This window comes from Streptomyces canus 299MFChir4.1 (assembly GCF_000383615.1).
In the GTDB taxonomy this organism is placed as follows: Bacteria; Actinomycetota; Actinomycetes; order Streptomycetales; family Streptomycetaceae; genus Streptomyces; species Streptomyces canus_C.
In genome coordinates, this window is sequence record NZ_KB911595.1 from 12,042 (window position 1) to 26,907 (window position 14,866).

The 14,866-nt window shown below is 69.5% G+C and carries 17 protein-coding genes; 3 read left to right on the plus strand and 14 right to left on the minus strand.

Annotated features, from left to right (window positions below; translation table 11 throughout):
* Nucleotides 1–34: 34 nt before the first annotated feature.
* Together H293_RS0126915 and H293_RS0126920 are read left to right on the plus strand one after the other, a co-directional pair.
* Entirely contained in the window at nt 35–1,156 is a 1,122-nt protein-coding gene (locus H293_RS0126915; RefSeq protein ID WP_020120947.1) for an LOG family protein, read from the plus strand.
* A 141-nt stretch (nt 1,157–1,297) separates the two neighbouring features.
* A complete protein-coding gene (locus H293_RS0126920) occupies nt 1,298–1,996 on the plus strand; it encodes an LAETG motif-containing sortase-dependent surface protein (RefSeq protein WP_051138165.1) in 699 nt (232 codons plus the stop codon).
* 62 nt (nt 1,997–2,058) lie between these two features.
* On the opposite strand, the gene H293_RS0126925 is transcribed toward H293_RS0126920, so the two are convergent.
* From H293_RS0126925 to H293_RS0126950, 6 genes are all read right to left on the minus strand, one after another.
* Nucleotides 2,059–2,835: a maleylpyruvate isomerase family mycothiol-dependent enzyme gene (locus H293_RS0126925; RefSeq protein ID WP_020120949.1), complete on the minus strand. Its 777-nt coding sequence runs from the start codon at nt 2,833–2,835 to the stop codon at nt 2,059–2,061.
* 25 nt (nt 2,836–2,860) lie between these two features.
* Complete coding sequence (locus tag H293_RS0126930) at nt 2,861–3,886, minus strand: ABC transporter ATP-binding protein (RefSeq protein ID WP_020120950.1); 1,026 nt, start codon at nt 3,884–3,886, stop codon at nt 2,861–2,863.
* Complete coding sequence (locus H293_RS0126935) at nt 3,886–5,556, minus strand: ABC transporter permease (RefSeq protein ID WP_078612674.1); 1,671 nt, start codon at nt 5,554–5,556, stop codon at nt 3,886–3,888. Before H293_RS0126935 ends, H293_RS0126930 begins: the two co-directional genes overlap by 1 nt.
* On the minus strand, nt 5,532–6,614 hold the full coding sequence (locus tag H293_RS0126940; protein WP_020120952.1) for a thiamine ABC transporter substrate-binding protein: 1,083 nt from the start codon (nt 6,612–6,614) through the stop codon (nt 5,532–5,534). The genes H293_RS0126935 and H293_RS0126940 overlap by 25 nt, the downstream gene beginning before the upstream one ends.
* 131 nt (nt 6,615–6,745) lie before the next feature.
* Complete coding sequence (gene rlmN / locus H293_RS0126945; RefSeq protein ID WP_020120953.1) at nt 6,746–7,852, minus strand: dual-specificity RNA methyltransferase RlmN; 1,107 nt, start codon at nt 7,850–7,852, stop codon at nt 6,746–6,748.
* A 94-nt stretch (nt 7,853–7,946) separates the two neighbouring features.
* Nucleotides 7,947–8,573, minus strand: coding sequence for a hypothetical protein (locus H293_RS0126950; protein ID WP_020120954.1), 627 nt, complete (start codon nt 8,571–8,573; stop codon nt 7,947–7,949).
* 221 nt (nt 8,574–8,794) lie between these two features.
* Between H293_RS0126950 and H293_RS0126955 the strand changes: the two genes are divergently transcribed.
* A complete protein-coding gene (locus tag H293_RS0126955; protein WP_020120955.1) occupies nt 8,795–9,088 on the plus strand; it encodes a hypothetical protein in 294 nt (97 codons plus the stop codon).
* Nucleotides 9,089–9,282: 194 nt separating this feature from the next.
* Here H293_RS0126955 and H293_RS50060 read toward each other — a convergent pair whose 3' ends face one another.
* The 8 genes from H293_RS50060 to pyrH all read right to left on the minus strand — a co-directional run bounded on the left by H293_RS50060 (nt 9,283) and on the right by pyrH (nt 14,694).
* Complete coding sequence (locus H293_RS50060) at nt 9,283–9,489, minus strand: Imm32 family immunity protein (protein ID WP_020120956.1); 207 nt, start codon at nt 9,487–9,489, stop codon at nt 9,283–9,285.
* Nucleotides 9,490–9,542: 53 nt separating this feature from the next.
* Nucleotides 9,543–9,848: a putative quinol monooxygenase gene (locus H293_RS0126965; RefSeq protein WP_259294544.1), complete on the minus strand. Its 306-nt coding sequence runs from the start codon at nt 9,846–9,848 to the stop codon at nt 9,543–9,545.
* A gap of 274 nt (nt 9,849–10,122) precedes the next feature.
* Nucleotides 10,123–10,386, minus strand: coding sequence for a hypothetical protein (locus H293_RS0126970; protein ID WP_020120958.1), 264 nt, complete (start codon nt 10,384–10,386; stop codon nt 10,123–10,125).
* On the minus strand, nt 10,383–11,519 hold the full coding sequence (locus tag H293_RS0126975; protein WP_020120959.1) for a WXG100 family type VII secretion target: 1,137 nt from the start codon (nt 11,517–11,519) through the stop codon (nt 10,383–10,385). Before H293_RS0126975 ends, H293_RS0126970 begins: the two co-directional genes overlap by 4 nt.
* Nucleotides 11,516–11,845 (minus strand): WXG100 family type VII secretion target, encoded by a 330-nt coding sequence (locus H293_RS0126980; protein ID WP_259294545.1) that lies wholly within the window; start codon nt 11,843–11,845, stop codon nt 11,516–11,518. Before H293_RS0126980 ends, H293_RS0126975 begins: the two co-directional genes overlap by 4 nt.
* Nucleotides 11,846–12,060: 215 nt before the next feature.
* Entirely contained in the window at nt 12,061–13,230 is a 1,170-nt protein-coding gene (locus H293_RS0126985) for a phosphatidate cytidylyltransferase (protein ID WP_033415710.1), read from the minus strand.
* Nucleotides 13,230–13,787, minus strand: a complete 558-nt coding sequence (gene frr / locus H293_RS0126990; RefSeq protein ID WP_020120962.1) for a ribosome recycling factor — start codon at nt 13,785–13,787, stop codon at nt 13,230–13,232. Before frr ends, H293_RS0126985 begins: the two co-directional genes overlap by 1 nt.
* 148 nt (nt 13,788–13,935) lie before the next feature.
* Complete coding sequence (pyrH, locus tag H293_RS0126995) at nt 13,936–14,694, minus strand: UMP kinase (RefSeq protein ID WP_020120963.1); 759 nt, start codon at nt 14,692–14,694, stop codon at nt 13,936–13,938.
* Nucleotides 14,695–14,866 lie beyond the last annotated feature (172 nt).

Consider the following 14,866-nt stretch of genomic DNA (forward strand, 5'->3'; position numbering starts at 1 on the left):
CCCGGGCCGGAATCCGGCGTGCGAGCATGGGCGGGTGCAGACGAGTCCCGCCCACGCGGCACACCACGACGACCGTGAGATCGAGACGCTGGAGGAGTTCGACGCGGTCGTACCGGCCCGCGGCACCCTCACCGGCTTCCGGGTCCAGTCCGTCGATCTGACGGACCGGACACGAGAGTTGCTGGCCACCGACACCTCGGGCGCCGTGTTCCTCGGCTGCCCGATGCGGGAGAACGCCGCGGAGAAGCTCCGCGCGGACGGCGCGCTGGTCTTCCCGCCCGTCCCCCACCTGCCCTTCGATCCGTACCGCGGACTGCTGTACTCCCCCGACGAGTTGTTCGACGGGCTGGAGAAGGGCTACGAGCAGACTCCCGACGCCCTGGCCTACGCCTGGTTCCAGCGGACCAGGGCCGACGGGGACATATACGCGTCGACGCTCCGCGCCCTGCACGACGACGCCGTCTCCGACGCCCTCGACGAACTCCTGCGCGGCGCCCGGGTCGTGGGCGTGATGGGCGGCCACGCGATGGCCCGCGGGACACGCGAATACGCCGGTGCCGCCCGCCTGGGCCGCGAACTGGCCCGCGCCGGGTTCACCGTGGCCACCGGCGGCGGTCCGGGCGCGATGGAGGCGGCCAACCTGGGCGCCTACGCGGCCCCCTTCGAGGACTCCATGCTCGACGAGGCGTGCCAACTCCTCGCCGCGGCACCGTCGTTCACGCCCTCGATCACCGACTGGGCGCGCGCCGCCTTCGACGTCCGCGCCCGCCGGCCCCGGGGCGGCCTTTCCGTCGGCATCCCGACCTGGTTCTACGGGCACGAGCCGCCGAACGCCTTCGCCTCGCGCATCGCCAAGTACTTCGCGAACGCCACCCGCGAGGACGGTCTGCTCGCCCGCTCGAACGCGGGCGTGGTCTTCCTGCCGGGCGCCGCAGGCACCGTGCAGGAGATCTTCGACAACGCGACGCCCAACTACTACGAGTCGCGCGGCGAACCCACGCCGATGGTCCTCGTCGACCGCGTCCACTGGACCGAGAAGCTGCCCACCTGGCCGCTGCTCCAGGCGCTCGCGCGGGAGAGGTCGATGGAGTCCCGAATCGCCCTGGTTGACCGGATCGAGGACGCTCCGGCGGCGCTGAAACGTCTCTCTGTGTAATAAAATGGCAAAGCCAACGGTTGTAGGGCGTCTACACGTTGACACTTCTTATGCAGCGCTTATAGACCTGTGAGACTCGTGGGGACGGTGATGACGCGTCACCGTCCTTTCAACCCCCCGCATTTGCGCACCCCGTGAAGGATGAACGTGGCATTCACGCCCATATCCCGCCGCACCTCCCGCGCCGCGCGCTTCCTCGGCGTCGCCGCCGCCTCGACCGCGATCGTGCTCGGCGCCTCCGGCAACGCCCTTGCCTGCAACATCAACGAGTTCTCCGCCGAAGCCAAGTGCGACGGCGAAAAGGGCATCATCACCGTGACTGACGTGGACAAGTCCGGTGTCGAGGCCACCGTCTCTGTGTACCTGCAGAACAACGGCGCCGACGCCAAGAAGGTCGGCGAGCAGACGGTGAAGGGTTCCAAGGACGGCACCACCATCACCTTCCAGGAGGACTGGGCGCCCAACGCCGAGTACCGCATCCACGTGGAAGCCCTGCCCTACATCAAGGGCGAGGACATCAAGACCAACCTGATCACCCCGGCGACCGCCTGCAAGACCGAGGACACGCCGACCCCGACGCCGACGCCCACCCCGTCGGACTCCGCCAGCACTCCGGCCGAGGAGTCCCCGACCCCGACCCCGTCGGCCTCCGAGGGCACCACCGCTCCGGCGACCGTCGAGAGCAACGCCCCGTCGCCCGCGGCCGGCGACTCCAACCTCGCCGAGACCGGTGCGAACTCCAACACCGGCCTGATCGCCGGGATCGCCATCGCCCTGGTCGCCCTCGGCGGCGGCGCGGTGTTCTTCGGCCTGCGCCGTCGTGGCGCCGGCAGCCGCTGACGCCGTAGCTGATCGACCGTTGTGGCCCGTCCCCGGTGTGGGGGCGGGCCACAGCCACGACCTCACCCGAACGTGGCCCGCTCCAGCCAGAAGTCCAGCAGCTCCCGCTCCCCGAGCACTTCCAACTCCGGGCTGTCCAGGGGCAGTCGCCGGTAGAAGGCGAGCAGGACGGCGGTCAGCGGGCCGCGCAGCGCGACGGTCGCCTTCTCGTGCCCGGGCCGCCGGACGATGACGTCCTCGGTGAGTTCGACCACCGTCCCCCACGTTCCGTCGGTGGCGTGCAGGTGGATGCTGCGGCCGGGGCCGCGCAGCTCCCTCGCCGCGTCGTGCGGCATGGTCCGCTGCGCGAACTCGACGATCTGGAGCCACTCGTCGATCGCGTCGGCGGCGATGTCCGCAGCGACCTCGTACGGCTGCCCGGCGGCGAGCGCGGCGTCGGCGCGGTGGATCGTGAGTTCGTGGGTCATCCTGCGGGCCCAGAAACCCGAGGTCGGAATCCCGGCCCAGGACCACACCTCGGCGTCGGGGCCGGCCTCCCGGAGCGTGGCGACGAGCAGGTCACCGGTCTCGGCGAGCCACGCGTCGAGCTCAGCCGCGTTCCCGGGCCCCTCCCCCAAGGGCACCCGGTCCTCGGGCACCGCCTCCCGCGCCCGGGTCCGCACCATCGACTCCGCCCAGCGCAGGGCGCCCCCGGTGTGCCGCACCAGCCGCTCCATCGACCAGTCCGGGCAGGTGGGCACGGTGGCGGACAGGTCGGCCCCGGAGGTCACCACGGTCCTCAGCAGGCCGACCTGGTGGGCGATCTCGTCGCAGTAGCGGTCGTGCGGGAGCAGGGTCATGCCCCGCACTGTAGGTCCGCCCCGGTCAGCCCAGCACGACAATTTCGGCCGCGTCGAACTCCACCCCGACCGCGTCCCCGACCTCCGGAGCCTCGCGCAGCGCACACGCGGCCTCCAACCGCGGCCCGTCACCTTCCGAGGGGTGCAGTTGTACGGCGACATGCGTGCCCTTGAAGGTGCGTGCGGCGACCGTGCAGCGCAGCCCCTCGCCGGCCGCCACGAGCCGTACTCCCGCGGGCCGCACCAGTACGCTCCGGGCTCCCTGGGCGGCTCCCGGAGGCACCGGCACCTTCCCCCACGCGGTGTCCGCCGCCTCGCCGGTCACCGTCCCGTCGACCACGTTCTCGAAGCCGAGGAAGCGGGCCACGAACTCGTCCGCCGGACGCTGCCAGACCTCAAGTGGCGTGCCGGACTGGGCGATCCGCCCGTCCCGCATCACCACGACCCGGTCGGCGAGCGCGAAGGCCTCGCCCTGGTCGTGGGTGACCGCGAGCACAGTGGTGCCCAACCGCCCGAACAGCTCCCGCAGTTCGACGACCAGCCGCTCCCGCAGCGACCGGTCCAGCTGCCCGAGCGGTTCGTCGAGCATCAGCAGCCGGGGCCGCGGGGCGAGCGCCCGGGCCAGCGCGACCCGCTGCTGTTCACCGCCGGAGAGCGCGGCCACCGCCCGCCGCCCGGCTCCCGGAAGGCCGACGAGGTCGAGCAACTCCCGCACCCGCTCGTCCTGTTGGCCCTTGCCGGCCCCGTGCATCCGCAGCCCGAAGGCCACGTTGGCGCCCACGTCCCGCTGCGGGAACAGCTGATGGTCCTGGAACATCAGCCCGACCCCGCGTCGGTGCGCGGGCACCCCGCCCTGGTCGTGTCCGTCGAGTGACACCCGCCCGGCGTCGAGGGGTTGGAGTCCGGCCACCGCCCGCAGCAGGGTCGACTTCCCACTGCCACTGGGCCCGAGCACGCACACGATCTCGTGCTCGGCGACCTCGAGACCGACCCCGTCGAGCACGGCCCGGCCGCCGAACCGAACCGTCGCGCCCTGGAGACTCAGCAGCATCAGAACTCCCCGGTCCGGTCGGTCCGCAGCCGTTCAAGGATCAGCAGCGCCACCGCGCACACCACCATCAGGATCGTCGAAAGGGCCATCGCCTGGCCGTAGTTGAGGTCGCCGGCCCGGCCGAGCAGCCGGGCCACGGCGACCGGCAGCGTCGGGTTGTCGGGCCGTGCGATGAACACGGTCGCCCCGAACTCGCCCAGCGACACGGCGAAGGCGAAGCCCGCCGCGATCAGCAACGCCCGCCGCACCATGGGGAGATCGATCTCCCGCCACACCCGCCACGGCGTGGCCCCGAGCACGGCCGCGGCCTCCCGCAGCCGGTGGTCCACGGCCCGCAGCACGGGCAGCATGGTCCGCACGACGAACGGCACCCCGACCAGCGCCTGCGCGAGCGGCACCAGGATCCAGGACTGCCTCAGGTCCAGCGGCGGCTCGTCGAGGGAGATCAGGAACCCGAAGCCCACGGTCACCGCGGACACCCCGAGCGGCAGCATCAGCAGCGCGTCGAAGCCCCGCACGAACCGCCCCGCGTCCCGCCGTGTCAACGCGGTCGCCGCGAGCCCCCCGACCACCACCGCGATGGCGGTCGCGGCGAGGGCGTACTCCAGCGAGTTCCCGACCGCCTCGATCGGCGCGACGAGGAAGACCCCGCCGTCGGAGCGGGTCAGCGCCCGGTAGTAGCCGAAGTCGGGGGCGTCGAGGGAGCGCTGCACCAGCACGGCGAGCGGCAGGAACAGCAGGACGGCGATGCTTCCGACGACCCCGGCCAGCAGCCCCCACTCCCCCGCGCCGCGCGGGCGCCGGGCGGTCATGGACGCGTCCACGAGCCGCAGCGCGGTCTCCCGGCGCCGCACGGTCCAGGCGTGCAGGGCGAGGACCGCGCCCACCGCGACGAACTGGATCAGCGTCAGCACGGCGGCGGTGGAGAGGTCGAAGATCTCCGAGGTCTGCCGGTAGATCTCCACCTCAAGGGTCGAGAAGGTCGGACCGCCGAGGATCTGCACGACACCGAAGGAGGTGAAGGTGAAGAGGAAGACCATCAGCGCGGCGGCGGCCACGGCGGGCGCGAGCGCGGGCAGCGTGACGGTCCGCCAGGCGGTGAGCCGGGACGCGCCCAGCATGCGCGCGGCCTCCTCCTGACGCGGGTCCAGCTGGGCCCACAGTCCGCCGACGGTCCGTACGACCACCGCGTAGTTGAAGAAGACGTGCGCCAGCAGGATCGCCCACACGGTGGTGTCCAGCCGTACGCCCCACCACTCGTCCAGCAGCCCGCCCCGGCCGACGAGCGCCAGGAAGGCCGTACCGACCACGACGGTCGGCAGCACGAAGGGGACGGTGACCACGGCCCGCAGCACCTGCTTGCCGGGGAAGTCGAAGCGCGCGAAGACATACGCGCCGGGGAGTGCCACCAGGAGCGTGAGCGCGGTGGAGACGAGTGCCTGCCAGGTGGTGAACCACAGGACGTGCCGGATGTCCGGCTGGGCGAGGACGTCGGTGATCCTGCCGAACTGCCAGGTCCCGCCGGTCTTGAGTCCGCGCGTGACGATCGCGGCGACGGGATAGGCGAAGAAGACGGCGAAGAACGCGACGGGCACGGCCACCAGCCCGAGCCGGGCCGCCGCGTTCCTGACGCCCTGACGGGGCCTTACTTCAGTACGAGCGAGGTCCATGACTTGACCCAGTCGTCACGGTTGTCGGCGATCTTCGCCGGGTCCATGGTCTCGGGATCCTTGGCCTGCGGGCCGTACTCGGTGAACTCGGCCGGCACCTGGGCGCCGTCCACGACCGGGTAGACGAACATGTTGAGCGGCATGTCCTGCTGGAACTCCTTGGTGAGCAGGAAGTCCAGGAACGCCTTGCCGCCCTTGGTGTTCTTCGCGTTGCTCAGCAGCCCGGCGTACTCGATCTGCCGGAAGCAGGTGCCCTGGGCGACCCCGGTGGGGGCGGTCTTCGGCTTCGGGTCGGCGTAGATCACCTCGGCGGGCGGCGAGGAGGCGTACGACACGACGAGCGGCCGGTCGGCCTTGGCCTTCTTGCCCCCCGCGGAACCGGAGAACTCCTCGTTGTAGGCCTGCTCCCAGCCGTCGACGACCTTGACGCCGTTGGCCTTGAGCTTCTTCCAGTACCCCTGCCAGCCGTCGTCCCCGTACTTCGCGGCCGAGCCGAGCAGGAATCCGAGGCCCGGCGAGGAGGTGGAGGCGTTCTCGGTGACGAGGAGGTTCTTGTAGGCGGGCTTGACCAGATCGTCGTACGACGTCGGCGGCTGGAGCTTGTGCGCGGTGAACCAGGCCTTGTCGTAGTTGACGCAGATGTCGCCGCTGTCGATGGGCGTGACCCGGTGCTTGTCCTGGTCGACCCGGTACTCGGTCTTGATCCGGTCGGCGCCCTTCGCCTCGTACGACTGGAAGAGACCGTTGTCGAGGGCGCGGGAGAGCAGGGTGTTGTCGACGCCGAAGAAGACGTCGCCCTGCGGGTTGTCCTTGGTGAGGATGGCCTTGTTGACGGCTTGCCCGGCGTCGCCGTCCTCCAGGACCCTGACCTTGTAGCCGGACTTCTTCTCGAAGTCGGCGAGGACGCTCTTGGAGACGGCCCAGGAGTCGTGGCTGACCAGGGTGACGGTCTTGGACTCGGAGCCGGAGCCGCCACCGTCGCCGTCGGAGGATCCGCACGCGGACAGCGTGACCAGGCCGAGGCCGACGACGGCAGCGAAAAACTTCTTGTTGTTCACGGTGATGACCGAACTTCCTACCCAGAATGACCTGGGCGAGGTTCAGAGGGTCTGCGGCCCGTTTGCCGCACTCTCAGCGCTGTTGCGCTCCCCTGTCGGATATGAAGATGTACGTACGTACGGTCGTCAGACTACCGCTCGGTGGCCGCGAGCTGGCCACAGGCCCCGTCGATCTCCTGTCCACGGGTGTCCCGGACGGTCACCGGCACACCATGGGCGGCGATGGCCTCGACGAACGCCTTCTCGTCCTCGGGCCGGGAGGCGGTCCACTTGGACCCGGGGGTCGGGTTCAGCGGGATGAGGTTGACGTGCACGGGCTTGCCCTTGAGCAGCCGTCCGAGCCGGTCGCCCCGCCACGCCTGGTCGTTGATGTCCCGGATCAGCGCGTACTCGATGGACAGCCGGCGCCCGCTCTTCTCGACGTACTCGAACCCGGCGTCGAGGACCTCGCGCACCTTCCACCGAGTGTTCACGGGGACCAGGGTGTCGCGCAGCTCGTCGTCCGGCGCGTGCAGGGAGATCGCGAGCCGGCACTTGAAGCCCTCGTCGGAGAACCGGTGAATGGCCGGCACGAGGCCCACGGTCGACACGGTGATGCCCCGCTGCGAGAGCCCGAGCCCGTCGGGAGCGGGATCGGTGAGCGCGCGAATGGACTGCGTCACCCGCTTGTAGTTGGCGAGCGGCTCGCCCATCCCCATGAAGACGATGTTGGAGAGCCGCGCGGGCCCGCCCGGCACCTCCCCGTCCCGCAGCGCCCGCATCCCGTCCACGATCTGATGGACGATCTCGGCGGTGGACAGATTGCGATCGAGCCCCGCCTGCCCGGTGGCGCAGAACGGACAGTTCATCCCGCACCCGGCCTGCGAGCTGATGCACATGGTCACCCGGTCCGGGTACCGCATCAGCACCGACTCCACGAGCGTCCCGTCGAACAGCCGCCACAGCGTCTTGCGCGTGGTCCCCTGGTCGGTCGACAGATGCCGTACGACGGTCATGAGCTCGGGAAGCAACGCCTCCTGGAGCTTGCCGCGCGCCCCGGCCGGGATGTCCGTCCACTCCGCGGGGTCGTGCGCGTACCGCGCGAAGTAGTGCTGCGAGAGCTGCTTGGCACGAAACGGCTTCTCCCCGATCCCGGCCACGACCTCTTTACGTTCGGCGGGCGTGAGGTCGGCGAGATGCCGCGGCGGCTTCTTGGCTCCGCGGGGGGCGACGAAAGTGAGTTCTCCGGGTGCAGGCATAACCCTTCCAGTGTGGCAGATCATCACCGGGTGCCCAGGCCCGGAGCGGGGTGGGGGTGGTCACCTGTGGGGAGGTGCCCAGGGCCACCGCGCGTCACTCCGGCTGCACGGGAGCGACCGGGAGCTGTTCCCTGTAGGGCCACGTGAAGGTGCGGTCCGGTTCCAGGTGGGCATCTCCCCAGTGGATGGCGTGGATGCCGTTTTCGACGTCGGCCGTGAAGAACACACAGACCAGCCTCGTGGAAGCTCCCAGCTCCTCGAACGCGTCGTGCAGCCCCAGGTACTCCTCGGTCGCCAAGTCCTCACCGACGTCGAACAGGCCTTCCGGGGGCTGCGGCCCGTGCGCTCGGAACAGCCGGTGCCGAGTGGGCGACGCGTTGGAGGGCAATCGGGCTCGGTCCAGTGGCCTCGGCCTGTCCGCGTACCGGAACGGGAAGAGGGCGTGATCGTTGATCACGGCGTACTCGTATCCGCGCACGTCTCTTACGGCTTCTCCCAGCCGGTGCGCCGTCTCCGCCAGGTTCTCGCGCACCACGCCTGCAAGCGCGAGACCGTACGGACTCCGCTTCTTCAGACCCGCAGCGAGGTGCGCAGCATGAGCCTTCCCGTGCGCCTTGGCCAGTTGCACCGGAACCGCGGCGGCAAGCGCGCCGGCATGCCGCCCGAACCGCTCGACGGCCCAGGCCGACGGCCCCACCGGATAGCCACCCAACACCGACATGCAGTGCTCCCCTCCCCCGGGTCACGCCTCTGAACTGTGTGACACGTACACGAAGGGCGCACAAGGGGGCGATCTGGCCAGGACGTGGCTCCGCAGCGGAGGTCTCGGCTGCCGGCGACATCGAGATGCATACAGACGGCCCTGCTCCGCTGGCAGCAGCCTTCTCGTACTGGTGAGCTCAGAGCAGTAGTTGTTGCCTTCGACCGAGAGCGGTTATCCCCATGGCGATCATCATCACGTTTGACTTTCCGGGCACTACTCAGGCCCAGTACGAGCAGGTCACCAACAAGATGACCGAGGGGCGCGGTCTTGAGAAGGCCTCGGACTGGCCGGTAGCGGGTCTGATCTCCCACGCCACCGGCCCCAGCCCGACCGGCTGGTTCGTGACGGATGTCTGGGAGTCCGAGGAGGCGTTTCGGCAGTTCGGCGCGGAGCTTGCCCCTCTGCTGCGGGAAGCCGGGATCCCCGAAACGGAACCCAAGATCTACCAGGCGTTCAAAGTGGTGACGGGCTAGCACTGGACGTAGTGGAGCCGCCCCGTCGCAGCGTCATGCACCGCATTAGGAGCGAGGTGGGGCAGGGTGGGGCACGTGCTCGGCTGACCAGCGTCTTTGCCATCTTGGGCCTGCCTGGCGCTGAGTGCCGTGCCGTACCGCGGTTCCGGTGAGCCCCCCGTCCGTTCCGGCACGAGAGTGGCACAGCCCGCGGACTACACCTTGTCGTCCCGCTCCAGGATCAGGCTGATCGATCCGTCCTCGAGATTGATGCCACCCTCAAGATGTTCGTGGTAGCCGCCTCGGAGCTCCGGATCAGCAAGACCAGTGAGTCGCTCTGCGAGATCCCGCAGGCCGGCTGCGTTGGCCGCAATGGTGATTTCGGTGGCTGAGCCATACACCTTGATCCGAGGTTCATCCATGGCCTCACGCTACCGTCCGGTTGGTGAAGTCCTACGGGGCGGTCTTGACAACGTTAAAGTCCCAGCCCGCCCATGACAGACAGCTCCTGCCTGGTGAACTCTCCCGTCAGCATCGGCATCGCCTTGCCGATGGCGGCCTTTGTCTCCGGCAGCTCTAGTGAAGCATCGTGATGCCCCTTGCTCTCCCAGACCTCGGTCACCCAGATCGTCACGTCATCGTCGTCGGACACGCTGACAACGTAGAGGTGGCATCCCGCCTCGCGGAGACCGTCCACACCACTCAGCAAAATGGAGACGACTTTGCCGCGGGAACCTGGTTGGGTCCTCATCGAGGCGATGTAGCCGTAAGTCATCATCATTCCCTCTCCCTGGAATGGAATGGGCCGTCGCGCCCGGGCCAGGACCCTGCCATCGGCGGCCTGGAGACACAAGGACGGGAGATCACGGTCGAACGCCCACGGCCACTCCGCGCCCCGGTGTCCCCACTTGTCCCAGTCCACCACTCTCCCCAGCTCCCATCCCGCGTACGCCACTTCGCACCCGCGGCCGCGTACGGCGCCCCCTCCATCACCCGAAGCAGCGAGCGAGCGCGCCGGGCCCTTGATGGCGTCGCAGATCATTCCGGAGTCGCGTTCAGAAGATCCACATGCCCAGGGCGGCCACCGCCGCGCCGACGACCAGGAAGCACCCGCCGGTGAGGGTGACCGGGAGTACCTGGCCGCGGCGGCGCGAGGGCTCCAGGCCGCGCCAGGTGCTGATCGCCGCGTAGAGGCCGATCAGAGCGATCGCACAGCCGATGGCGAGGGCGAGGAAGCCGAAGAAACCGGACCACGTGGAGGTGTGGTCGGGGTTCGGGGTGAACACGGCCGCGAGGGCCGTTCCGCCGAGAAGGCTCACTTGTCGTTCTCGTCCTTCGTCAGGTCCTGGATATCGGCCTCGATACCTGAGGCGGCGGCGTAGACGCCGGTGTTGAGGGTGGTGCCCACGGTGTTCTTGAACGCTCCGTCCGCGAGCCTGCCCTGCTCGCTGAGGTGTTCCCCACCGAGGCTGCCGTGCTCCTTCAGGGCGTGGTTGACCCCGTGGTTCTGAGCGTTTCCGGCGGCACCGGCGACCGCGTTGGTCAGGGCGTCCTGGCCCATGGTCGACGCGTCCTGGCCGTTCGCGTAGTCGGCTGTCAGACCACCCGTGACGTTGCCGAACGCGCCGTTGACCGCGGTGCCGAGCAGGCCCTCCCCGCGCAGGAGGTCTCCGGCCACCCCGGTGAGACGGGCCCCGACGGCGCCGGCTCCCGCGGTGAAGCCCGCCGTACCGCCCGCGAGCAGCGCGCCGTTCCTGACGTCGGCGCCGACGGTCACCGGCTGCCCGTTCACGGCCTGGGTCACCATGATGCTTCCCGAGTCCGCCACGAAGTTCGTCGTGAAGCTCTCCAGCCCCGTCTTGGCGAAGGTCGCGGCGACCCTGGCCACGGCCGTGACCATCCGCTCCAGCGTGGCGACGGTCTCCGTACTGAGCCCCGAGAACCGTTCCAGGAGGCCCGTCACCCGCTCCGCCGCCGCCGTGAAGAGCCGGACCAGGTCCACGATCCTGGCCACCCGCGCCGCCACCGCCGTGTTCGCGACGAGGTCGGAGATGAAACCGGTGAAGAACGACAGCGCGATCCCGGCGATCTCCATCTCGGCGATCTCGACGCAGATGTCGATGATCTCCTTGTTGATCCCGTCGATCTCGTCGGCGTAGGACCGCAGGCCATCGGCGACATGGTGGAAGTTGGCGGCGACGTCCTGGACGACCTTCCTCTGCTCGCCCCAGTGCTTCTCGAAGGCGTCCCGGGCGGCCCCGTGCCAGCCCTGCTTGTCGACCCCGGCGATCGCGGAGTCCATGGCCCGTACGACATCCGTCAGTTCGGTGCCCATGGCGTCCCAGGAACGGGCGATGGCCCGGAGGGTGTCGCCGTCGCCGCCGGGGAGTTCCACACCGGCGGCCTGGAGGATCTCCAGGACCTTGCCGTCTATCCAGTCGTTGACGCTCACGGACGGCCGCCCGAGGCCGCGGAGTGCAGATAGTCGAGGGCCGTCCGATCCGAGTCCCTGTAGTGGGTGGCGTTCAGCCGCAGCCGGTCGCCGTCGCCCCTGAGCACGTCCGGCAGATGTCCGAGCGCTTTGACGGTGTTCTCCAACAGCTGCCGGTACTTCTCCGACGCACCGTCACAGGCCCCCAGCAGCCCGAACGCCTGCCCGATCTCCACCGCGCTGCCCGAGAACGTCCCGATGGGCCCGGCGAGCCCCGTCGCCTCCCGGTCGAACCGGCCCGCCAGATCCGTCAACGTCTCGGGGTCCACCCCGAACTGCTCGCTCATCCCGCTCCCCCGTTCGAAAACCGACGCGACGGTCAGCATCCCGGACGAGATTCCGCGGAAGCGGCTCCTTTTACGTATGCGAAGCAATGCCTGACACACAATTTGCGCCGACCTGGGCTCCGCCTTGCCTGCTGCGACAGGCCCCGCCATGTCTGCTGTGACGAAACGCAAAGGGGCGGCAGCCGTCGCTGCCGCCCCTCGCTCACCGTCGTACGTCAGCCGCTGCCCACGAACAGCACCAGCAGCAGCCACACCACGGGAGCCGTCGGCAACAGGGAGTCCAGGCGGTCCATGATGCCGCCGTGGCCCGGCAGCAGCGTGCCCATGTCCTTGATGCCGAGGTCCCGCTTGATCATCGACTCGCCGAGGTCACCGAGCGTCGCGCTGGCCGCGACCGCGAGCCCGAGCAGCAGGCCCTGCCACCAGACGCCGTCGTCGATCAGGAACTCCATGCACAGCGCGCCCGCGACCATCGCGAACGCCACCGCTCCGACCAGGCCCTCGCGGGTCTTGCCGGGGCTGATGCGCGGCGCGAGCTTGTGGGTGCCGAAGCGCCAGCCGACCGCGTACGCGCCGGTGTCGCTGACGACGGTCAGGAGCAGGAAGGTCAGGACGCGTGCCGCCCCGTCCTCGGCCGTCAGCATCATCGCGACGAAGGTGGCCAGGAACGGGACGTAGAACGCCGCGAAGACGGCCGCCGTGACGTCCTTGAGGTAGCCCTCCGGCGGTTCCGTCATCCGCCAGACGAGGACCGCGAGTGCCGTGAGCGCCATGGCGACCCAGGCACCCTCCGCGCCCCGGACGTACCCCGAGACGACCATCGCGGCCCCGCCGAGCGCCAGGGGCACGAGCGGCGCCTTGATGCCCTTGCGCTCCTCCAGCCGCTTCGTCAGCTCCCACAGCCCGACCACGACGGCGACCGCTATCACGCCGACGAACGCGGCCTTGACGAAGAACAGCGACGCGATGATCACCACGCCGAGTCCGACGCCGACCCCTATGGCCGCACCCAGGTCCCGCCCCGCGCTCTTCTTCTGCGGCGCGGGCGCCGGCTGCGAGGAGTCGGGCATGGGCTCCGGATTCTGCTTCTGCGGCGCGGCCGGGTGGGGCTGCGCCGATGCGGTCTCTTCTCGGAACGTCTCGTCCCGGAACGTGTCGTCCCGGAACAAGGGACCGCTCAGCCGAGCGGCCCCCCGGTCGTCATCCTGGTCGTCGCCGTACCGGGGCACAGCGGGTCCGTCGGGCACGATGGGCATGGGGCGAGTGTGCTGCGCGTCATGCGCATCGTACGCGGGACCCGCCGGGGCAGCCCCCTGGACAGGCCCCTGGTCGGACGGCCCCCAGTACCCGGTGTGAGGCGGCGTCGCCCAGGAAGAGTCGTTCATCAGACCTCGAGAAGCTCCGCTTCCTTGTGCTTGAGGAGCTCGTCCACCTGGGCGACGTACTTGTGCGTCGCGTCGTCGAGCTCCTTCTCCGCACGGCGGCCCTCGTCCTCGCCGACCTCGCCGTCCTTGACGAGCTTGTCGATCGAGTCCTTGGCCTTGCGGCGGACGGAGCGGATGGACACCCGGGAGTCCTCGGCCTTGGCCTTGGCGACCTTGATGTAGTCGCGGCGGCGCTCCTCGGTGAGCTCGGGGAACACCACGCGGATGATGTTGCCGTCGTTGCTCGGGTTGACGCCCAGGTCGGAGTCGCGGATCGCCTGTTCGATGTTGCGCAGCGCGGTCTTGTCGAACGGGGTCACCACGGCCATGCGCGGCTCCGGCACGGAGAACGAAGCCAGCTGGTTGATCGGCGTCGGCGCACCGTAGTAGTCGGCCACGATCTTGTTGAACATCGCCGGGTGCGCACGCCCGGTGCGGATCGCGGCGAAGTCCTCCTTGGCGACCACGACGGCCTTCTCCATCTTCTCCTCGGCCTCGAGGAGGGTCTCTTCGATCACCACTTGCTCCTGCGTGTCTTGAGTAGGCCCGGCTGCTGTTCCATGTGCCTGGGGGCGGCGGCCGGCTGCGTCGCGTCTTCTTCCTGCACGGTTCCCGACCGGCAGGACATTGTCCATCCCCCGGTCAGGGACCGGGTCTGTCCCCGGGTCAGTCCCGGCTGCCCTGCTCACCCACAAGCGTGCCGATCTTCTCACCCTTGACGGCTCGGGCGATATTTCCCTCCGCCAGGAGTTCGAACACCAGGATCGGGAGCTTGTTGTCGCGGCACAGCGTGACCGCCGTGGCGTCGGCGACCTTCAGGTCACGGGTGATGACCTCGCCGTATCCGAGGGAGTCGAACTTGACCGCGTCGGGGTTGGTCTTCGGGTCGGAGTCGTAGACCCCGTCCACGCCGTTCTTGCCCATGAGCAGCGCCTCGGCGTCGATCTCCAGGGCGCGCTGCGCGGCGGTGGTGTCGGTGGAGAAGTACGGCATGCCCATACCGGCGCCGAAGATGACGACGCGGCCCTTCTCCAGGTGGCGCACGGCGCGCAGCGGGATGTACGGCTCGGCCACCTGGCCCATGGTGATGGCGGTCTGCACCCGGCTGTCGATGCCCTCCTTCTCCAGGAAGTCCTGGAGGGCGAGGCAGTTCATCACGGTGCCCAGCATGCCCATGTAGTCCGAGCGGGCACGGTCCATGCCGCGCTGCTGGAGTTCGGCACCACGGAAGAAGTTGCCGCCGCCGATGACGACGGCGATCTCGGCGCCGTCCCGGACGACGGCGGCGATCTCACGAGCGATCTTGTGCACCACGTCGGGGTCCACACCCAGGCCCCCGCCACCGGCGAACGCCTCTCCGGACAGCTTCAGCAGAAACCGGCCGCGTACTTTGCCGTCGTCGCTCTTCTGGGCCTTGGTGGTCATGGGATCCCGCCTCTTTCACCTGTCGCACATACGAAGAAGGCCACTGCCGGTGGGAACTGGTTCGCATCCCATGCGCGGCAATGGCCTCCTCGTCAGATCTGCTGTCGTCCGCCACGCGCGTGCGTGGCGGCGTACCGGACGACTGCTGTCGACCCTATCGGGCCCGCGCGTC